Annotated in this window: 18 protein-coding genes; 15 read left to right on the top strand and 3 right to left on the bottom strand. The window is 54.4% G+C overall.

Translation table 11 applies throughout. The features are described from left to right. Nucleotides 1-34: 34 nt before the first annotated feature. Entirely contained in the window at nucleotides 35-286 is a 252-nt protein-coding gene (locus NB063_RS17070; RefSeq protein WP_250929959.1) for a hypothetical protein, read from the bottom strand. After that, a complete protein-coding gene (locus NB063_RS17075) occupies nucleotides 270-4967 on the bottom strand; it encodes a protein kinase domain-containing protein (protein ID WP_250929960.1) in 4698 nt (1565 codons plus the stop codon). The genes NB063_RS17070 and NB063_RS17075 overlap by 17 nt, the downstream gene beginning before the upstream one ends. A 164-nt stretch (nucleotides 4968-5131) precedes the next feature. On the opposite strand from NB063_RS17075, the gene NB063_RS17080 reads away from it, so the two are divergent. From NB063_RS17080 to NB063_RS17105, 6 genes are all read left to right on the top strand, one after another. Next, complete coding sequence (locus tag NB063_RS17080) at nucleotides 5132-5692, top strand: sigma-70 family RNA polymerase sigma factor (protein ID WP_250929961.1); 561 nt, start codon at nucleotides 5132-5134, stop codon at nucleotides 5690-5692. 305 nt (nucleotides 5693-5997) lie between these two features. Then, nucleotides 5998-6495, top strand: coding sequence for a YrzE family protein (locus tag NB063_RS17085; RefSeq protein WP_250929962.1), 498 nt, complete (start codon nucleotides 5998-6000; stop codon nucleotides 6493-6495). Continuing rightward, entirely contained in the window at nucleotides 6492-7346 is an 855-nt protein-coding gene (locus NB063_RS17090; RefSeq protein WP_250929963.1) for a hypothetical protein, read from the top strand. Before NB063_RS17085 ends, NB063_RS17090 begins: the two co-directional genes overlap by 4 nt. Further along, nucleotides 7343-7777 carry a hypothetical protein gene (locus tag NB063_RS17095; protein WP_250929964.1) on the top strand — a complete coding sequence of 145 codons (435 nt, stop codon included), beginning with the start codon at nucleotides 7343-7345 and terminating at the stop codon, nucleotides 7775-7777. Before NB063_RS17090 ends, NB063_RS17095 begins: the two co-directional genes overlap by 4 nt. 61 nt (nucleotides 7778-7838) lie before the next feature. Further along, nucleotides 7839-8018 carry a hypothetical protein gene (locus tag NB063_RS17100; RefSeq protein ID WP_250929965.1) on the top strand — a complete coding sequence of 60 codons (180 nt, stop codon included), beginning with the start codon at nucleotides 7839-7841 and terminating at the stop codon, nucleotides 8016-8018. Next, on the top strand, nucleotides 8008-8397 hold the full coding sequence (locus tag NB063_RS17105) for a hypothetical protein (RefSeq protein ID WP_250929966.1): 390 nt from the start codon (nucleotides 8008-8010) through the stop codon (nucleotides 8395-8397). The genes NB063_RS17100 and NB063_RS17105 overlap by 11 nt, the downstream gene beginning before the upstream one ends. An 86-nt stretch (nucleotides 8398-8483) precedes the next feature. Here the strand turns inward: NB063_RS17105 and NB063_RS17110 are convergent, their stop codons facing one another. Next, nucleotides 8484-9563, bottom strand: coding sequence for a WD40 repeat domain-containing protein (locus NB063_RS17110; RefSeq protein ID WP_250929967.1), 1080 nt, complete (start codon nucleotides 9561-9563; stop codon nucleotides 8484-8486). Between the two features lie 565 nt (nucleotides 9564-10128). Between NB063_RS17110 and NB063_RS17115 the strand changes: the two genes are divergently transcribed. The 9 genes from NB063_RS17115 to NB063_RS17155 all read left to right on the top strand — a co-directional run bounded on the left by NB063_RS17115 (nucleotide 10129) and on the right by NB063_RS17155 (nucleotide 21052). Further along, the gene (locus NB063_RS17115; protein WP_250929968.1) at nucleotides 10129-10698 is read left to right on the top strand and encodes an RNA polymerase sigma factor; all 570 of its coding nucleotides are present in this window, start codon (nucleotides 10129-10131) and stop codon (nucleotides 10696-10698) included. 663 nt (nucleotides 10699-11361) lie between these two features. Next, complete coding sequence (locus tag NB063_RS17120) at nucleotides 11362-12483, top strand: DUF1349 domain-containing protein (RefSeq protein WP_250929969.1); 1122 nt, start codon at nucleotides 11362-11364, stop codon at nucleotides 12481-12483. 84 nt (nucleotides 12484-12567) lie between these two features. Next, complete coding sequence (locus NB063_RS17125; protein ID WP_250929970.1) at nucleotides 12568-12945, top strand: hypothetical protein; 378 nt, start codon at nucleotides 12568-12570, stop codon at nucleotides 12943-12945. Nucleotides 12946-12960: 15 nt separating this feature from the next. Further along, a complete protein-coding gene (locus NB063_RS17130) occupies nucleotides 12961-16719 on the top strand; it encodes a WD40 repeat domain-containing serine/threonine protein kinase (protein ID WP_250929990.1) in 3759 nt (1252 codons plus the stop codon). A 2-nt stretch (nucleotides 16720-16721) separates the two neighbouring features. Continuing rightward, entirely contained in the window at nucleotides 16722-17774 is a 1053-nt protein-coding gene (locus NB063_RS17135; protein ID WP_250929971.1) for a HEAT repeat domain-containing protein, read from the top strand. Next, nucleotides 17771-18256 carry a hypothetical protein gene (locus NB063_RS17140; protein ID WP_250929972.1) on the top strand — a complete coding sequence of 162 codons (486 nt, stop codon included), beginning with the start codon at nucleotides 17771-17773 and terminating at the stop codon, nucleotides 18254-18256. Before NB063_RS17135 ends, NB063_RS17140 begins: the two co-directional genes overlap by 4 nt. Nucleotides 18257-18344: 88 nt before the next feature. Next, nucleotides 18345-18737 (top strand): hypothetical protein, encoded by a 393-nt coding sequence (locus NB063_RS17145; RefSeq protein WP_250929973.1) that lies wholly within the window; start codon nucleotides 18345-18347, stop codon nucleotides 18735-18737. Nucleotides 18738-18786: 49 nt separating this feature from the next. After that, entirely contained in the window at nucleotides 18787-19782 is a 996-nt protein-coding gene (locus tag NB063_RS17150; protein ID WP_250929974.1) for a hypothetical protein, read from the top strand. Between the two features lie 16 nt (nucleotides 19783-19798). Then, complete coding sequence (locus NB063_RS17155; protein WP_250929975.1) at nucleotides 19799-21052, top strand: hypothetical protein; 1254 nt, start codon at nucleotides 19799-19801, stop codon at nucleotides 21050-21052. Nucleotides 21053-21074: the final 22 nt, after the last annotated feature.

Below are 21074 nucleotides of genomic sequence, written 5' to 3' on the forward strand. Positions count from 1 at the left end.
CCGGCTAGCGTTCAGGTCGTGTCGTCGTTGATCTTCAATCTGATTCGCTGGCTGATTCATTGTTGTGGGATTTGTTCTGTGCTGGGGAGGAATCCTGTTTGGAACTGCGCAACGAGAAGGCGATGGCAAACCCTCCAACCAAGGCAGCCGTGATAAGAATCAACACTCGCCAGAGAGGGACGTGATCGTATTGAACCATTTGCCTCGCCATCTCGCCGATAATTACACCTAAAATCGCACCGGTGAACGATTCAGCGAACCGCCGATTCTTATTTTTCTCGTTCATTTTCGACGCTCTTTTCGTTGTGTTCCGAGAGATTGAGCAATTCCTTTAGTTCTTGACGCAGGGCAAGGAAGTCCACCCATACGTGTCTACCTTGCGTAGGAAACACTCCAGGAGGTTGCTCGAATGACTTTGCAATTGCATTCCCTACGCGAAAAACCTCTTCGGCTTCGTCCGCTTTTCCTTGATCGTAAAGGATCAATCCACGTCGAAAAAAGAGACTCGCTTTGTTGAGTCCTTTCAGATCTGGAAAGATTGCATCGATTCGGTCCAGTTCTTCAATCGCCTCGTCCAGATGTCCGATTCGGTGCAGCACACCAACCAAGGCGATCTGCCGCCAGTTGTTCTTTGGTCGTGCTGCGGCACTCGCGCGTATTTGCTCTAGCAGCGATTGATCAATGCCCGCATCACCTGGAACGAGCGCGGCAATCCTTGCGGCCAACCAGATCGACTCGATGCGATCTGGCTGTTGAAAGCGATCGAGCAACAATTCTGCCACCTGTGCGGCGATCTCGTACTCGCCAGCGAGAATGGCACTGGTCGTCGCTGCTTCAAAAACATCAACGTCGTCGGGATTGAGCTCAAGTGCTCGCCCCAAGTCATTCATCGCGTCGGACCAACGATGCCAGCGGCGGTGAAGATCGCCGCGATGAGCGAGCAGTGCGGCGTCTTCCGGATTGGCGTCAATCGCCTCGTTCAACGCTTGCAGAGCAATCTCGCTGACTTCTCGCCAGATCAGGAGATCCCAGATGATGTCGCTAAAGCCTTCTCGTTCGATGTAACGCCCACGTCCGAGTGGTGGCATGTCGCGTGCGTATCTGTCGGCGGCACGTTTGAGAATCTCGCTTGCCTCGTGAACCTCGCCCAGCCGGTACAGGGCACCCGCATGGAGAAACTGATGCGTGACGCTGGCTCTCCCAATGCCATCATTCTGTTTTCTGAATTCGACAATCTCGTCATCGCGCCCTTGTCGGAACAGAGTGTATAGCAATGACAGTCCGGTCAGTTTTTCCTTTTCTTGCCAGGCTCTTCTGGCGATTCGCAACGATTGCTCAGGATTCGGGTCCGTGTCGGGACGCAATTGGGCTGCCAGAATCAAACGAGCTGCGAGAGAAAGATTACTTTCCTCGTACTCCTTTGCACGCTTCGCGCTGTCGATGATTAGCAACCGAGTCGCCTCCGTTTGTTCCGCCAAGGCTGCTACTTCGGCGGCGTGAACAAACGCCCATGTTAAATCGGGCGCGCCTGTTTCGATCAGCCGCTCGTACTCCTGAAAGGCTTCGTCCCAGAGTTGGCGGAGAGCCAATGTTTTTGCCCGCGCCTGAAGTGACTCAGGGTCAGGTGATGGTTCGCGAACTCGGGTGAATGTGCAAAGCAAGTGAGCTTCATCACGGTCGCGTCCAACCAGCAGGTAGTTTCCGTCGGGACTGAAGATCGGTGCAAATCGGTCATTCTTGTTGCGGTAAGCGAACGGAAACGCCATGACACTTTGCCATGTCTCCGTCTCCCAAAGTTTGATGGTGCTGTCTGTTGACTGAGTGACCAATCGTTGATCGTTGGGATGAAAAGCGACTCCGCGAATTGACTGGGTATGAGACTGCAACTCGTGAATCACTTTCCACGTCGAGGTATCGTAGATGTGCAGCGCGCCGTCAAAGGCTGCGGCCAGCCAACGTCCCGAATGCGAAAACTGCACAGGTCCGGCCTTCTTTTGCTTCATCTGCAAGACTGCCTGATTCTGCGAGCAGTCCCAAACCTGCAAAAGTTGTGTATTGCTACTCGCGACGAACCGGCCGTCGGGCGATATCGCCACATCGCGAATCGAGAAATTAGGTGGATTCATCGGAATCGTCGCAACTTCTTGCCCCTTATCGTTGAGTATGCGAACTTCACCTTCGGAATTGCCGACAGCAAGCGTTTTCCCAGATTCCGCAACGGCAAGACAAGTCAGTGGCTTTTCAAACGAACGTGTACGGATGGGATCGAAAGTTTCCAGATCCCACGTGATTAACTTGCCGTCATGGCCTGCAGAATAGACGTGACCATTTGCAATCGCGACTCCAAAGACGCCGCTTTCATGACCATCCAGCGCCGGCCCCGTCGCTCCGTCGGCAAGGCTATAGAGCCTGACTGCCCCCTGTCGCTCAGTGTCCCACGAAATGCCTTGAGACGTAGCAAGCCATTTCATGTCTGGACTGAATGCGGCATCTGAAATGTCGATTGAATCTCCCTCGAATCGCTCGACACCCTGGTTTTGACGCGTATCCCAAACATGGATCTTTCCGGTGCGATCACACGTAACAAGTTCCTGAAATCCAGGCCGGAATAAGACAGATCTGATCTCGGCTTCGTGACCACGAAACTCCCTGACTGGTTCTCCGTCCTTGAAGTCGAACAGACGCGCGATCTGCTGCCTCCCGGCAGTCGCAAAGTGTTTGCCCGCTCCGTCGGTGGCAACACCATAGATGTCGTTGGACGATACTTGCCATGACTGCATCAGCTTTCCGACTTGCGGATCATGGCGAGCCACAGTTCCATCAGAAGTAACAACGGTCAACCAACGACCATCAGGAGAGTACGACAAGTCGCCCCCAACGCCGCCAATGGACCATTTTCGCAAGCTGACGCCGGTGCGGAGATCCCATACACGGATCATGTTGTCGGCGCAGGACGCAGCGAGCTGATCTCCCGATGGGCTGATGGCTGCCGCGTAAATTTTTTCCGGGACTGAAATGCTGTGAACTACCGTACCGGTCTCTCGATCGCGGATGCGAATTGTTGCGCTGCTCACGCGATTCTTCTCCTCCACGACATTTGCCGAGAGGACTTGTTGGCCATCGGGGGTGAATCCTACCCAAACGGTATGCGGTTCGGATTCACCCTCCCACACCAACGCCTCATCGTCGATGCTCCAAAGCTGGACCAGATCCTGACCAGCCGCGACGAAGCGTCCAGTGGGATCAAATTCGACACCACCCCGCATGGAGTACGGCGTTTCAAATTCGTGAATCAGCGCGCCCGTATCCAGGCGATGGATCATCAGACGCGCGTTGCAAAGTATCGCAATGGATTTGCCATCGGGAGAAATGTCGGCATCCAGAAAGGTCCTTCCAGTTTCGATCGTCAGCCGACTGGATTTCGTCAGGTTGTCTAGCCAGTACCACTCAAAACCTCTCAGGTCATCCTCGTCGCCTTCCGGTAAGTGCTGCCCCAGAAGTTGTTCGACCCCTGCCGTGTTGCCGTCGCTCCATTCCCGCAGTGCACGCGGCATTTGTGCCACGTAGAGTTGCCGTCGCAATTCTGACCCGCGTTGCTGGGCAAGCGCGCGTGCCCGATCGGCCGCGTCACGTTCACGTTCAGCTTCGTCGCGTGCGTCCTCAGCATGTTGCCGTTGTTCGGCTTCATTCGCTGCATGCTTCTGTGCGGTGTTAGCATAAAAGGTGGAAATCGCTGTTCCAGCGACCATTGATACGAAAACCAAAGTCAGCAGGGACGCCACTATTGGATTCCGACGGCACCAGCGAATCGACTTACTGATCTGACCAACCGGCCTTGCCGACACGGGGCGACCTTCGATGAATCGCTGTAAGTCATCAGCCAATTCCTGGGCCGTGCCATAACGTTTGTGGGGTTCTTTGGTCAGACACTTTAGACAGATCGTTTCCAGGTCCTTTGGCACTGCAGGATTCAGTTCGCGTAGAGAGACCGGCTCCTTGTTCATGACTTGTAGCAACGTGTCGACCGGCGAGTCGGCAACGAACGGCGCGCGGCCGGTCAAACAGGCGTACAGAATCGCTCCGAGCGAATAAACATCCGACTCCGGGCCGACTAAGTCTTGGTTGCCGGCGGCTTGTTCGGGGGACATATAACTTGGCGTCCCAAGAATTTGTCCCGATGCGGTCAGCTCCGCCCGTGTTTCGTCGTCAACTCCGCCGAGCATCTTGGCCAAGCCAAAATCGGTCACCATCGGTTGACCGTTTTCGCCAAGCAGGATGTTGGCCGGCTTCAAATCGCGATGCACGGTTCCTTGCTCATGGGCATATTGCACGGCCGCGGCGGTTTCGCGTACCAGCCGGGCGGTCGCTTCCGGAGACAGCGATTCTTCGCGAAGGGTGTCGGCGAGACTTGGTCCATCGACAAAGTCCATCGTGAAGTAGTGTCGACCATCATGTTCCCCGATCTCGTGAACGGGAACGATGTTGGTGTGCTGCAGTTTTCCTGCCGCTCGCGCTTCCCGATAGAACCTTTCCACATCCGATTTGTCAGCAAGCCGCCCGGCAAGAATCATTTTCAGGGCGACAATGCGATTGAGCTTCTGCTGACGAGCTTTGAAGACGACGCCCATGCCTCCACGAGCGATCTCTTCCAAAACCTCGTACTCGCCGATGTACCGAATCGCTTCACCGATCGAAAAATCGGCAGGCCCTGCATTCGAGTCCATTGTGTTCTCATAGGCAGAGATCGCGACACGCGATGGCGGCACATCACCGAAGTCAGACGCTGCCTCCTCCAAAAGCTGCCGGTCGTCGAGAAACCTGCCGATCTCTTCGGAGAATCCGGGGAAATCCTTGGCCAGAGCATGACGATCGATCGTCTCGCCGCGCTGCAGCGATTCAAGGCATCCAACCAGAAGCGATTGAAATTCGGGGTCATCCAGGAATTTTGAATCGAGAGATTTTGCCACGGGATTCTTCAATCGGTATCAGACAAATCAGACAACAGAACGGCTTGCTTACAGTTTTTAGCGGCCTCGAGACTCACATATGACGGTCAATTTTGTGGGATTCGGCTAACCTGACCGTCATCGGCTCGACGAAATGCCGCTTTCAATAATGTAGAGGAGCCTCCATGCACGATGATCATGCAGCTGAACTAGAACAATACCGCGAATACCTCGGTTTGCTGGGCCGGTTGCAGCTGGATGACATGCTCGCCGGCAAGGTCGATGTGTCCGGCGTGGTGCAGTTGACGCTGCTAGAAGCCGGTCAAGCCGGCTGGGACGAGCTTGCGGAGACCAACCGTGTGCCCTGGCTAAGGCAAATCTTTGCAAACAATTTGCTGGACGAGATCCGTAAATTTCGCACTCAAGCCCGAGACGTTGACCGTGAACTCTCAATTCATCAGGCCATGGAACAGTCCGCCTCGAGGGTGAACGAGTGGCTGGTCGCCTCTCAGTCAAGTCCTAGCAACCAGGCAATGCGTCACGAACGAGAATTGCGGCTTGCCAAAGCGCTGTCCTGCTTGCCGGCAGCACAGCGTGAGGCAATTGAATTGCATCATTTGAAGGGCTTACCGCTAGAGGAGATTGGCAAGCGATTGAATCGAAACAAGGGTGCGGTGGCGGCTTTCATCTACCGGGGAACGACGCGACTCAGGGAGCTATTGAGCTCCAGCAGCGAAATTGATTGATGTTCCATTGAACCAAAGACCGTTGAAATTGGGAGAATGCGTCTTAGGGCGAAACTCGAATCTCGGAGCAAGCACATGCTCCATCGCTCTTCAGGTCGGGGCGGCGGGCGATTTTGAGACCATTGCCGATTCGCATTCAGGAAATTGGGCTGAGCTGGATTGAAGGGAAGCTTGCATCGCAATTCATTCTTGCGGAGCCTAAGTGACCAGTTTATGGATTTTTAGCGTCATGCTCACCATTGCGTCGACGCTTCATCGAATAGGCACTCCACTGATCAGCCAATTTGACGGAAAATAGTAATCCAATGAGCGATACGAAGGATGGCGGATTCGAGCTGCACCACTCCCAAAGGACCGAGGAGCGACCGTACAGCCTGAATCGAGGCTGCGAAGGATGTCTCGCTGCCTGGATCGTCATGTTCGCACTGATGATGTTCGTGGCGTTTGTTCTTGGCAAAATGCTGGGATGGATCGACGTAGAAGGACAACAGACGCTTGGGTACCTAAACTGGCTGATCGGAATAGCGGTTGGTGGCTATGTCGCGGGACGTCGTGGAAAGACGACCGGGTGGAGCAATTCGTTGCTGGTTGGGATATTTGCCCAAATCATGATCGTCGCACAAATCATTGACCCAAAAGACATGTTTGCTGGACTTCACGAACTGCTCGCGGACCCGAGTGACTCGTGGCCGAAATTGACGGCAATCATTTTGACAATCCCTGCAGCGTTGGCTGGCGGACTCATTTGGAGCCAAAGTCAGGAAAGCGAGGGGAGTCAGGGAAGCGAGGGAGGTCAGGAATGAGCAGACCCTGGAAATACAGGAGCGTCCTGATCGTTGCGATCATTGGACTGGGACTGATCTGCGCTGGACTGGTGCTAGCTTACCTCAGCGATCCGTCCAGGTACACGATCAATGTTCGCGACGACCACAGGATCGTGAGGCTTTACTTAGCGGGAGTGCTGGTGACGTCAATTGGTTTGATTGCTTTTGTCGCAGCGATCAACCAAACGTCGGTCAACATTGCTCCCAAGCCGCGGCGAGATATTAACCTCGGCATTGGCGGTGGGATCACCTGTCAAGTGTGTGCGTTCTCGGAACAAGATCCCGCCATGATCATTGGTTGGCTCTTGACGGCAATGCTGCTGATCGTCTGGGCGTGCATGCGATTTGCCGAGGCCAAGGGTTTCTCAAAGTGGTATGGCGTATTGGGCGTGTTAGGAATCTTCGGATTGATCATTTTACTCTTATTGCCGACGCGGACCGCACAACCTGGTAACAAGGATTCGGACACTTCAGCTTCTAACTTGTCCCAGCGGCAAGGCGATGAAAGCAACGATGTCGCAAGCGCAACCCGAGTAGAATCAAGCCAAAATCCTTACGAACCGTCCAGTGGACCTGCCGATCATCCAGCGATTTCGACAAGTCGGTTGAAACCGGCCATCACTTTCGGGCTGGTCTTCCTGCTCGGATGTGCGGTGGTTGTATTACCAATGTTTGCTTACGCGATGGCGATCCAAGCGGACGAGACTGCCAGGGGAGAACCAACAATGGCTTCCGGTATCCAGATGTTCTTGGGAGTCGTTTTTGCACCGCTCGGCGGAATCGTAGCGTGCTTCATTTTCCTGTTTTACCGTCGACGTCAGAGTCCATGAACGCAGCAAATCCATACGAACCACCGGATCCGAATTGTGATCCGTCATCGCCTGATGAAGATGTGTCCGCAACCACAGGCAATCCGCAAACGAGGCGGGGTGTCGTCTTTGTCGGGACTGCAGTATGGATGGTGGCTACGTGTTGGTTGACGAACAAGTTGGAGCTGCCTGACTATCAGGTGTTTCTCGCTCTTGGTGTAAGTCTGGCACTGAGCATGTTGGTAACGGGTCCGTTTTTGCCGACTGAAGATGCAGGGAAGTCGAAGTATGCAGCGTTGGGAGTCCTCACGGTTTCCGTCGTCGCTGCCGCCGCGCAGTACATCGGCGGCAATGATTGGAGGGAAGCCGCATTTATGGTCATGTTGTGTGTCTCGCTGGCGGGCTCGCTGATTCAATCGAAGAGGCGTTCGAATCGCTCGGAGCAGAGTTGAACATGGCGACACGCAGCGAAATGCTCCGAAGGGGCTCTGGTACACCAAGAGGTCATCAAAAATGAAACGCATGTTCCAAGGCAGTTGTTATTCGGTGCTGGCTGCATTGATCGGGCTCGTCGCTGCCCAATCAGTTGGCGGGTTGTACGGTGCCTGCTTCGGTTTGCCCGTGGCATTCATCTGGGGGCCAATCGGGCTTGTCGAAAACAGAATGACGTCAGGACGCACCAATGACCAGTAATTCTCCATCGCCGTACAGGCCGCCAGCAGAACCGGCACAGAAACCGTCGGCTCACCAACCAATGACCGAGAAGGAACTGCTGTCGGCGATCGGGTTAATGATGTCGTTGATCTCGCTGTTTGGACCGATGATTGTTTGCACTTTGGCCATGTTCCGAATCATCAAGGTTCCATGGGACTCGGCGCTGGTTCCTCTTGGGACCTTGATGATCGGTTTGCCAGTTTCAGTCATTGCTTTGATCCTCTCGATTGTCGCACGGGTGAAATACCGAACTTGGAAATCAACCATTGGAATCGTCGCAGCGATTCTGGCGATCCCCGTAACGCTCGCTGCTACTTGGCTCGTGGCGATGATCGCACTAGCAAATCATCCCGTATAGGTGTGATCGACATCATTGCGGCAAGGACGACTGCGACAGATTTCATATTTTGTCGCGGGACCAAGCGTACTTTCACGACGAGAATCCTATCGGTTTGGGTTTGGCAATTGCCATATCTGGATCTCACCTGAGCGAAGAAAATCACCACCTCCAGCGACGAGCCGGTCTCCATCTGGACTGAAAACGAGAGTATTGACTTTCGCCGCACTGATATCGAATGATTGAATCTGCCGACCCGTTCCCGTTTCCCAGAGACGCACGGTTCGATCGAGTCCACCTGACGCAATGCGCTGACCATCCGGGCTGAATGCAACTCTTCGAACACCGCGGCGATGCCCCTTCATTTCGATTCGCGTCTTTCTAGTAGCGACATCCCAAATTCGAACGATTCCATCCGAGTAGGCAACGGCGATGTTGCGAGAGTCCGGGCTGAACGCAATGCCGTTTGCTCCGAAACGTTCTTCACCCGGCTGCACGGAATCCTTCAGCTTCCAGAGGTGCAACAGCATTCCATTGCTCACGTCCCAGACTCTCAATTCGCCAGGTTCGGGAAGTTCGCCTCCCGCGCCATGAGTTCCGGCTGCAAAGAGCTTGCCATCGGGGCTGAACGCGATGCTGTCTGATGCATGAGACAGATCGTCAAATCGACGAAGTTCTCTGCCAGACTTTGCGTCCCGGATCGTGATGAGTCCTCCCTTGTAGCCGTGTGGCCCACCCACTTTGGAAGAAGCCCCCGACGTTGCCAATTGTCGCCCGTCGGGGCTGAAGGCAAGCGCCATCACGTAGGGTGGCGAATACTCTTCCGCAGTGGTACTGATCCGCCATAGTTCTTGCCGAGTCTTCAGATCATACACAGCCGTCGATTTGAACCCGGCAATGGCAACCTGAGATCCGTCCGGCGTGATAGCAATCGCGTGGCTGCGGACGCCGGTAATTTTTCCGGCGGCACCGTCGATTGATTCTAATGAATTCTCCCCAGGAACGACTTTGGACACTCGGTCGTTTCGCAGACTGGTCGAAATCAACCTTACGCCATCTGGGGTGAAGATCAAGCCGGTGACTTCAGATGTGTGCCAAGTGTTGGTCCCGTCGTCGGCGACGCAAACGAGAGGGAGATACAGGCAAATGAGAGTGAGCCAGACCCGTGATAAGACGCCGTACTTCATGCTTTCTCTCCGTTGGTGGATATTCCAGCCGGAACGATTCGCTCGGCCCAACGATCAATCGGATCACGTAATCTTTTTCGTTTCAGAACGAAAAGCTTCTTCATGATTGTGGACTAACGAAAGACATTTTTGAGTTCGGTATCGGAATGTCTTGCACCAGTCTGACGCGTAACTCAGTTGCAATGAACTCATCTCATTGGTGTTAGCGGAGCACACAATCGCAGATGACGTTCGTTTCCTGAGGAAATGTTCGTTTCTGTCGTCATTTATCATGCGGATGCCCGCTGGGGTTATAGGCGGCGTTCCATTTGCCCGGGCCGATAACGGCATGGAGTAGAAGCAATAGCGGAAGGTGCGAGTTAAATCATGACGAACGATGTCAAGAATCACTTCGATCGGCAGACGCAAGAAAGAGTAGTTTGAAGGTCCGATCACCTCAGCTATGTAGCAAAGCGCCGCCGCACTTGGCGATTCGTCCGATTCAGGCACTTTGAAACGCACGCATGGTGATTACGCAGTCTCTATAATGTCAGTGACGGTTTCAGGGGATTTGCCGGATGTTTGGATGTCAAAAGAAAATACATTTTGGGCCGAGCAGTATCGGGAGTATCTCCGATTGCTCGGCACCACTCAGCTATCGCCGGAGTTACTAGGGAAGCTGGATTTGTCTGGGGTAATTCAGGTCACGATGCTTGACGCTTGCGAATCCGACGCGACGGAGATCACCACTGAGAAAGACCAGCGTGTCTGGTTGCGTCGAGTATTTCTGAACAATTTACTGGATGAATTGCGGAAGTTGCGAGCACGGAAACGTGACGTGGGACGGGAGCGGTCATTAGACGCCAGCATCAATGAGTCAGCTTCGCGATTGAACGCCATTTTGGCGAACGATGGGTCAACGCCCAGCGTCAAAGCAGGCCGAGTTGAGCAGGCGGAATTTCTGTTGCAGGCGATCGCCGCGCTTCCGCCGCTACAAAGACAGGCGATTGAACTTCACCATCTGCAAGAAATGCCGTTGGAAGAAATATCGCGAATCATGAATCGACCCAAAGGAGCTGTCGCTGCCTTGATCTATCGCGGAATGAAAACGCTGAAAGCGTCCAAGGTCTTGTTGGACTACGATTCGTTAGCGTAAGCCACACTCCGGTCGTAAACTGTCCATCGTTCACACCGAAACGACGTGTCGAAATGGGCGCCGATTAGCAGTGAAAGGATTGTCCTGCTCGTGCCACACTCTCATTTAACAAATGGATACTGGTTTTTCTGACTTTGACCGTCATCCCCATCGATGGTCTCCGCTATTGAATAATAGACTGAAGCGACCAAGGAGGTCACCTGCAATTTGCTGAATCGCAATCACCCGGAGATGGATTTTGTACTGCGTTAAGGCTTTCCAATCACCACCGCAGAGTAATCAATGCCCCGTCACCAAACCTACTTCATCGCCACTTGCTATACGTTCCTCGTTGCCACGTTGAATGGTCCCAACTTGCGTGCTCAAGAGACATCAAGGATCGATCAGCGCTTTCGGGACTTAATTCCTGCTGCCTCCGCAATTGACCAGAAGGTTTTTGAAAGAATTGCGACGTCACCGACGTCACCCACGCGCGATTCATTTGACGAATCGTCTTTAACGGCCGAGCAAGGGGAAGGAATTACTTGTCTGGAGTTGTCGCTTTGCGGCGTCGATGAATCGCAACGTCGAGAATTGAAAATGTCTTGTGCTCCGATGAATCCAGTTTGTCACCGTGATCGGCGGGCACTGCAATACTAGAAACGAATATGAGAGGATTAAACAATGCGTACGTCATTAATTGCTTGTCACAGTCTGCTAATATTCAGCTTGGGCATCCACCCTGGCTTTGCCGACGACGGCCCGGAAATGAGCAGGGACTGGGGGCAAGTGATTCGACCTGACGGTGACAGTCAAGTCCGAATTGATGGGCAGAAACTGACGATCGAGTACGGCCCTGGTGTCAAGAAATTAGACGCCGAGGGCGGCGGCATGAATTCGCCACGTGTGCTGCAAGAACTGTCGGGCGATTTTTCGATCCAAGTCACCGTCGACGGTGATTTGCCGCTGCCCGCGTTAGACGGCAAAAAGACACGGGCTTACATCAGCGGTGGCCTCGTCGTATTCCAAGACGAAAAGAACTACATTCGTCTCGAGCGAGCCAGTTTTACTCGCCAGGGCACGATCTGGCACTACGCGAACTTTGAACAGCGTATCAATGCAAGACGAACACGGATGGGGCGGTTCGCGGACTTTCCGCTGCAGCCTGCCAAGCCCGTTGAGTTGCGACTAGAAATCAAGGGCGAAACGGTGCGCGCTCTTGTTCGTCACGTCGGAGATGACTGGCACGAGCTAGGAATCGCCAAAATGCACAACCGTGACCGATTGCTCGCTGGAGTCTCCGGGGTGAAGACTGATGCAGGCAGAGCGGAAGTTTGTTTCCTAAACCTGCAAGTCAGCAAAGACCCTATTGCCGCTGACGCTGAGTCGGCTTCGGAAATTGACTTGAACGAAATGCGACAAATCATCCGCACACAGAAACCGGAAAACGTGCGTTGGCGAGATTTGATCGCTGAAGTCGAGGAGTTGCAACGACGCGGAAAGAAGGTTGCCACACTTTCAGAAGTCGAGCAAACGCTGTTGATTAACGATGCGAAAAGAGTCGGTACCACGAAGACGCCAAAGATGAAAGCGTATTTGGGCCCTTCCATCGCACGGCGACTCGCCGAAAGTTTCTCGAAAGCCGGTTTAAGTCGGCAATCCATTCGCGTCTATCGTGAGTTCGCTGAGTCGCTGGAGAAATTGGGCGAAGACGGATTGCGAGAGGTAATCGGATCGCTGCGGCAGTCCGCCGATGATCTGGAAAACAAGCTTCTTTCTCGCAAAGCCGAAAAAGATCATTGCTGATTCTAATCTAGTGCGTCATCACTCGCCCGCTCCTGACGCTATTGTGAATAGAATCTTAACAACCCCGTTGGTGACGTTGCCTGAATGACCGCCGAATCTGCCGCTGACGACGAACCCTTTCAAAAACTGCTGGCTGAACTGCTCGAAGCAGTTGAGCGTGGAGAGGTAATTGATCGAGAACAGCTGAGTCGCGAGCACCCACCGTACGCCGATTCGATCTGTGACTTTCTGGATAACAACGCATTAGTCGACGACGCCATCAGGGTGCTTCGAGATTCTGGCGCTGTCTCACCGGTTGATTCTGCGTTTGCCGCAACGCTCGATTCGCAGGCGACTCAACAGCCGCGGCCGTTTTCAATCGGGGATCATCTGAAGTACATCGGTGAGTACGAACTACTGGACGAAATCGCTCGCGGCGGGATGGGCGTTGTTTTTAAAGCGCGACAGATTGAGTTGCGATGAACGGTCGCGTTGAAGATGATTCTCGCCGGGCGGCTTGCGTCAGAGGCTGACGTCGACCGATTTCATCGGGAGGCTCGCGCAGCTGCGGCGCTGAAACATCCTAACATCGTGGGTGTTCACGAAGTCGGACAGCATGAAGGGCACCATTACTTTACGATGGACTTTGTCGATGGCGAAAGTCTGGCACATGTCATCAGCAAAGGCTCGTTGGCGCCGCGTCGAGCTGCCGAGTTGATGAAAACGATCGCTGAATCGATCGAGTACGCTCACCAGCGAGGTGTGCTGCATCGCGACCTGAAACCAGCCAACATATTGCTTGACGCAAACCGCCAACCACACGTCACCGATTTTGGCCTTGCTAAAACGCTGGTCGACGATGCAAGCGGCGTCGACTTGACCACGACCGGACAGATCCTTGGCACGCCAAGCTACATGGCGCCCGAGCAGGCATCTGCGAAGCACCAATTGGTGAAAAGGTCCAGCGATGTCTACTCGCTTGGCGCGATTCTGTACGCCTGCCTCAGCGGCCGCGCTCCATTCGTCGCCGACTCGACCGTCGATACGATCAGGCAAGTGATTGAGAAGGAGCCGGTTTCGCTCAGACTATTGAATGGGCAGATTCCCAAGGATTTGGAAACCATCTGTTTAAAGTGTTTGCAGAAAGAACCGCATCGACGTTATGTAACCGCCGCTGAGTTGGCCGAGGACCTGCAGTGTTTCCTCGACGGGCGACCGGTCACGGCCAGGCCGATTTCAAGCACCGCGAAGGCATGGCGATGGGCACGTCGAAATCCATGGGGCGCTTCGCTGGCGACCCTGTCGGTATTGTTGCTGCTGACGGGGACGTTCGTTTCGACCTACTTTGCGATCCAAGCCGGCCAGCGAGCCACCGCGGAGAAAGTCGAGCGAGAACGAGCTGATCGAGAAGCCGCCGCCGCAAAATTAGCTCAAATGAAAACCGAAGCGGCAAAACGAGACGCCGAAAGGCAACGCGATTCGGCCAAGCTTGCCGAGGCACAGGCCGAAGCGGCACTCGTCAACGAAGCCGCCGCAAGAACATTGGCTGAAAACGCGACTCGGCGTGCTTTGTGGCAAACCTATGTCGCTCGATTGCAACCGATTCGACAGGCCTGGCTGGAAAAGGAGTATGGCCACCTTTCTCGACTCTTGGAGCAGTACTCACCAGCCCAAGGCGAACCCGATTTCCGTGGCTGGGAGTGGGACTTCTTCGCGGATCAAGTGCAACAACTTGCCCCCCGCGTTGCCGATGAGAATTTGCTCGGTGGCGAATTCCTCTTCGACCATCCACGCAATCGCATGTTTGCATGGAAGAATAATCGCTTATTCATTTGGGATTTTGAGTCGCATGCGATCGTTAAAAAACTTTCGATTCCAGTGGGCCGTTGGGAATCGCTAACGATTTCACCCGACGGCAAACTGCTTGCCATTGCGTCGTGGAAGACTGACGTGATCGTATGGGATGCTGACTCTGATACTTTGGTTCAAGAGTTGCCAACCCTTGACAAAACTTCCGCTGATAAAAGTAGGGCTTGGTCAACACTTTGGTCACCCGACGGAACGAAGCTGTTGACTGCCAGTCGCCGAGGTGAAGTACGAATCTGGAATCGCAGCGATTGGAGTCTCGATACCATTTTGCTCAAACCCTCCCATCGCAACACGATGGGAGCCATGGACTGGCACCCTGATTCGGGACTCGTCACCGGTCATCGTTTTGGCTGGTTTCGAATTTGGGATATGAATGCACGAAAAGTATTGCATACCGGTAAGCATCAGAATTCCATTATCGAGAATTTGAAGTGGTCGCCGTCTGGTGATAAGTTTGCGATCGCCGAAGACGGACTCGGTATCTGGAACGCGGATGGAAAACGAATCGGCGAACACCGAAATTTTGGTTTGACACGGGCGGTCGCTTGGTTGGACGATCAAACCGTCGCCTGCGGTGGTGACGATCAAAGAATCAACGTGTGTGATGTCAATGATCCATCGGCCGATCAAACTCTGCGTGTCCACTCAGGCCAAGTTCGTTCGCTTGAACGTTTCAACGAGAACCAGATTGTATCCGGCGCTGCAGGAGACGGCGTTCGGTTGGTTCGACTCGATGTCATCAATCCAGGGATTGCTTCGGTCCGCGCTCATGAGCGGAATGCCGTCGAAGTGCAGTGGAGCCCAGACGGAGAGCGGTTGGCTACTGCGGGCGAAGATCAAAAAGCGAGCGTGCGCGACGCGGACTCACTGCAGGAAATCTTTTCGGTTCGTCACGATGATGGGCATCGGTGGGTATCGGATGTCGACTGGAATAATGCGGGTAATCGCTTGGCCACGATCAGTCACACTGGGATCGTCAAGCTGTGGGACGGAAGTGACGGCACGCTCATCAAACAACGCCGCGTTCTCGGGCTTGACCACCCACGTCTCGATTGGCGACCATCCAGCGACTTGATCATATTGGGCGGAGTAAAACCCCAAGTCATCGACGCCGATACGCTGGAGCCGGTTTGGACGGCCCCGGAAAACGCCGGCTCAAGCTGGATGATTCACATGCATGTCAGTCCCGATGGCAAGCGGGCGATCGGTAACTCACGTTCCGGAACCGTCAAAGTCGTCGGGCTCGATCCGCCATCGTTCGAGCGTGGATTAGCGACGCAAGATCCTGGTGATGGTGCGGGAGCTTGGAGCCCTGATGGAACGAGATTTGTCGCGGCCGGCACCGATCTGTCGATCTACGACACGCAAACATTTCAACGGCTGATGCGTTTGGAAGGGCGTCGCGGTCCAGTAGGCGGTGTGTGTTACCATCCGCGCGGATCCAGAATCGCGTCGGCCGGGCACGACGGTCAAGTTTACCTTTGGGACACAGCGACCGGCGACCTACTCGTTCGGCTGCCGATCCTCGACCAAACAACGTTGACTGCAATCAATTTTTCACCTGATGGAAGCCGTCTGGCCACAGTCGGTCGCAATGGAGAATTGATCCTGCTTGGTAACAAAAATAACGCGCGACGAACCCAACCGGACATCCTGCCAGCGGAAACTCCGGAAGTGGAACTGGCCAAGTTGACGTGGGCGATTGCCAAAGCTCCCAATGACGCGGATCGCATCGTCGCACGCGCGCGTTGGCATGCAAACCATCTGCATTGGACCGATGCACTTGCCGACCTGGAATCATTTCTCAAATTAAATCCGCAGAGCGGTTGGATGCACTGTGAAGCAGCCTGCGCGGCCCTGTTGTGCGACCGAATGGACGACTATCAACGGCATCTGAAATTCAATCTCGACAAACTGTCGGATTGGGACTTTTCTCGGGAAGCCAGCACGGGAGCGTACGTGGCCGAAGTGGCAGCGGCGGTACCCGGATCGATCGACGACCTTTCGATCTTGCTGCCCTTAGCATCGCGACATGGGAAAATCGATCTCTCGAAACCCTATGAAGCCATTTCACTGGCAATGGTGGAACATCGCATGGGGAATGATGAACGAGTCTTGGAAATACTGGCCCCCTTTGAAAATCGAGGCGGACACCACTATGCGGAATTAATTCTTGCCGATGCTTTGCGTGCCCACGCTCTAAATCAGTTGGGTCGTCACGACGAAGCGGAAGCGGTATTGAACAAAGCCGAGCAGATTGTCAGCATCGCCTGGCCCGAGCCTACGCCCGATAACCCGGCGACCTACGGAAACCTCAAGTCATTCGTATTCGCAACCCTACTGCTCAACGAGGCTCGTTCGGCAATCAATCAGCTGGGAGGAATATGATCATGGCGATCCCAAACACACGAAGCCCGATGCGAGCGAGTATGGCTCAAGCTGCCGGGCTGGCTCCCGGTATCCTTTTCCTTACCGTGACACTAGCGATGACTGCGGCCGCGTCCTTAAACTCTCTGGCGGTCGATCCTACAACACCCTCAACTCAAGAACATGTGATCGATGGAAAGCCGTTGGATTACTGGCTACGCACCCTTCAATCGTCCGACTCAGACGCGAAGTCACACCGAGCGGCAGCGACCGCACTCGGAAAGCTGCAAGCTGAGAACGCGCAGGTGCTGGAGACGCTCTCAAGCTGTGTCAGGAGCGGGGATCGTTGGCTCCGTCTGGCGGCGATTCTCGGCCTGAAACATCAAGGCAGCGCTGCGGTGCCCGTGTTGCGAGAGCAACTCGGCTCGGCGGACCAGAATATTCAAGTGGCGGCACTCAAGACACTCGGCCAATTGGGACCCTCAGCGATCAGTGCGCTGCCGGACATGTTGAAATTGATCGAAGATGAGAAGGAATTCGTGTACATCCGCCAGAACGCGGTGCAATGCCTTGCGGCGATCGAGAGCGGTCAATCGGCTCAAACGACAATCGATCGATTGCACGCGTTACTACGAAACGAACAAAACAAACCGGCCGAGGACTATTGGAAGCATGCAATCCTGCGACACCGAATCGTCGGGGCATTGCCTCGACTTGGACCACACGCCGAAGTTGCCATTCCAACCCTAATCGAAATGCTGGAGCATCCTGTGCGGCCCGAAAAACGATACCTAAAAACAAGGGGAGCACCATCGGCGTTGGGATTGGCCACACCGATTCTCCGCCAAGATGACAAGGGAACCTACACCGACCCCAGCGATATCGAAACCATGTATGTCATCGGCAGTTTGGCCGAATTCGGCCCTGCCGCCAATGAGGCTCTGCCAATCCTGCGACAGCTGAGCAAGGATCCCGCCATGCTAGCTGCGACACGCGAAATGGCCAGCAAAGCGATCGAGAGGATCGCGGAAACCAAAGTCAAAACGGATGCTCCTGAGCGTAGGTTAACGCCGTGAAACCGAACATCAATCCCTATGAACCAAACGACTCGTCTACCGATTCAGACGATTTATCAGCAGTTGCTACATCGGCGAGCGACTCCGATCAGTCGACGGCTCATGTCCTACCGGCAGTGATCGCCGGCTTGATTGGTTATGGAACATGGATAGCCGCTGACCGGTACTTCGAATTTTCGGATCCCGAATCATGGTTGGTGCAAGGCGTTTCGCTGGCGACGTGCGCACTTCTCGTTTCCCTTGTTTTCCCGCTGCCGCCGAAGCGGTCGCGAAGATGGCTGCAAATCATTTCGCCTTCGGTGCAGATCATGGGTCTCTGGGGTACTGCATCGATCGTCTCCGCATTCACGAAGGCTGGAGTCGCGAATCTTGTCTGGCTAGTTGGACTGATACTGTTGATCTACCTTGAGAGTGCCGCAGCCAAAAGGAGCCGTAAAAAGAATCCCGGTGGTAACGATGAAGATCGCGCAGTAAGACGATGAGCTAACCGCGATTTCCAACGCGTGGCGATAGTAAGGCAATTTTAGCGATGGCCATAATGGCCGCAGTACCGTTTAATAGGAGTTCGTTATGAACCAGAAGTGGATCGTCATTTTGATGGCGGCGATTGGGTTATTGGCAGTCGCTGCATTCGTTCTCACCTTCAGCCCATTGTCGAAGAACCTGTTTGGTTCCTCTGGCGAAACCGACATCGTGGATGACGCGCTTGGGCTACTGTTTGGAATCCTCATCCTTTTTGGTTCAGTCGCGATGGTCGTCACGTGGATCGTCGCTTGCTGTTATTTGGGAAAGAGACTCGGTTACGATTTGTATGCCGGCCTACTTTTGATCGTTCCCGTGGTCAACGTGTTCGTGTTCTGCTACTGGGCGTTCAAGGAGTCGCCCAATGAACGCAAACTCCGGCGAATGCGGTCAACAAAGCGCGACGGGATGCGAGGACAAACCACCGTTTGTCCTTCTTAATCAAAATGAATACGCCGAGTCGCGAATCTCCGCCGATCCCAATTAGACAATGAAAAACATCCCCTCTCACCTGATCACAGCGTTAGCATTCGCCGTTCCCGGCGCGGTGTTTGCTTGGTGTCTATCAAACGGACAAGGACCAGCGATGTGGCGTTGGATTCCGCTCTCTGCGGGCATCGGCACGTTTGCGACAGCAATAGTGGTTTGGCCGTGGGTTGCACAAGAAGAGACCAGTTGCCTGCGATGCAGCATCGCGGGGGGCGTTGTCGGAATGCTTGCGCATCCCGTCACCGCAGTTGTCTTGATCGTCATTATGAGCGTGTTGTCCGCTTTCGAATTGCTTCCTCCGCTGCCAGAAGTTCGCGCGTCGTGGCCAACATCGATCGAGGAGATGCTGAAGTTCGCCACATTTTTGGTGTTCTGGTGGTGTTTACTCGCGATTTTTTGGATTGGATGGCTGACCGCTGCCATCGGAGCAATCCTCGGTTTTATCGGCGCCTTGGTACGTCGTTGGACTTCTTCTTATGTAGACCAAAAGCAGCTGCGACTGACCGGCCACCTAGCTGTCCCGTCGCTCTTCCTATTGCTGACCAGCATGCTGTCAATCGTGGGATGCGCCGCGTTCATGGTTCTGCGATTACCGCCTCCGACGCAGGATGTCGTGGTCAGCAAGTCCGCTGAACACTTTGAGGGCGAGCCGAATCCAGGCGATGTGTTTGCCGATGTTTTGACCGGCGCGAAGCTGATTAAATACGAGGATCCTGACGGCGATTTGTCGTGGAAATTTACCGAAAAAGGCTTTGGAATTGTGGTCGGCGACTCGGGTTTACCGCCGGAACTGATGTATGAATTGGGACTGCCAACGCGCGATGTGCAGCGGATTCATGGCAGTTGGTCCGTTAACGGGCAATTGTTGTTCCTGACCAACATCCAGGTTGACGGCCGCCCGTCCGAGCATGACGAGGTGGTTTTAGGGTGCAATTATGCCTCCGGGAAACTGCTAATCTACGCGGCGGACCATTACGAGTTTCAGCCGGGGTCGTAGCGGAGGGGAACACCACATGACGCGATTTGATTTACATTCCACAACAGGGAACTCGCTCCTCCCGGCGATGTTTTCTGCGGTGATGTTGGTTGCCGTTGGATGTGACCAGAGTGGGACGTCGCGACGTGAAGACCGAGAGACCGGCCCTATCGATGTTTCTGTCGTACCGGAGATGCTTGTCGGAGCACAATATCGTGGCAGAACGGGCGGTGATCAGTACGACGACATGATTTGGCGATTTGACGAAATGCATTTCCGAATCGTTGCGGGCCGAGCAGGTTTGCCTGCGGATTTAGTCCGATCGCTCTTGCCTGCCGACGCGACAGGCTACCGCATTGAAGGTCGCTGGAGTGTTGAGGACGAAGTGCTAACGGTCAGCGAGCTTGCTGTCGATGGCAAGCCGGTGGCTCAATCACCGCGCACATTGCAAACGATGTGTACTCCCGTCATCCGAATCCATGCCGACAAGCATCAGTACATGTTTGCTCGCGGAACGGCGGAGTCCGCGTGGAGACAAGGGGACATCCCGCCCTGGCCACCTGGAACCACGAGCGTGTCCGGCAGCGTGATATTTGACAAGCAGAAAGAGGGATGGCTATCGGTCGGCTACCACGGCATTGTGGAAGAGAGCGACTCGATTGGCGATGGAGCGACCTTGAACTGGGAACCGGACGATAGCGGCTACGGCTCAGCGCAAACAACAACATTCGCTCCGCGGTTCTGCCGATTACAACTCAACGGCAGCCAACCGGCGACAGTGCGAGGCATGGCTCTTCCGCCTGGCGTCTATTTGTTTTACGCGAAATGGAAACCTTCGGACCTGCGCGTGTCCGAAGAGAAGATCGTGGTGGAGTTCACTCGTTGGCGTTTGCAAGGCCGTTTCGCAGCTCAGTGGGTTGTTGCTAGTCAGCGTCCGGTGAGCGGGCTGGAATTTGATCTAGCCGCTACCGAGTTTGGTGAACTCAGGGTTCATGCGCCTGCAAGCGAGCCGTTCCAGTCGGCATTTCTGTTGCCCTGGAGCGAACCCGATGTGGAACCACCGCCTATAGATGCCGATCAGGCATGGCAGATGTCCCGCTGGGCTGGTCATCAAGTTCGTATCGAGGCAGGAAAAGGTTTGTTCCCGTTGGTACCAGCGGGTCGGTATCGCGTATTCCTAGTAGAACACGATGTGCCAGTCGAAGACGACGACACGGTGGTCAAGTATCGAGTCTCCCACGACGAAGTGGTAATGGTGCGGAAAGACGCAGTCGTAGGGGTGACTTTTTAAGTCTTGCGCTATCTCGCTAATC

Source organism: Aporhodopirellula aestuarii (assembly GCF_023701485.1).
GTDB lineage: Bacteria > Planctomycetota > Planctomycetia > Pirellulales > Pirellulaceae > Rhodopirellula > Rhodopirellula aestuarii.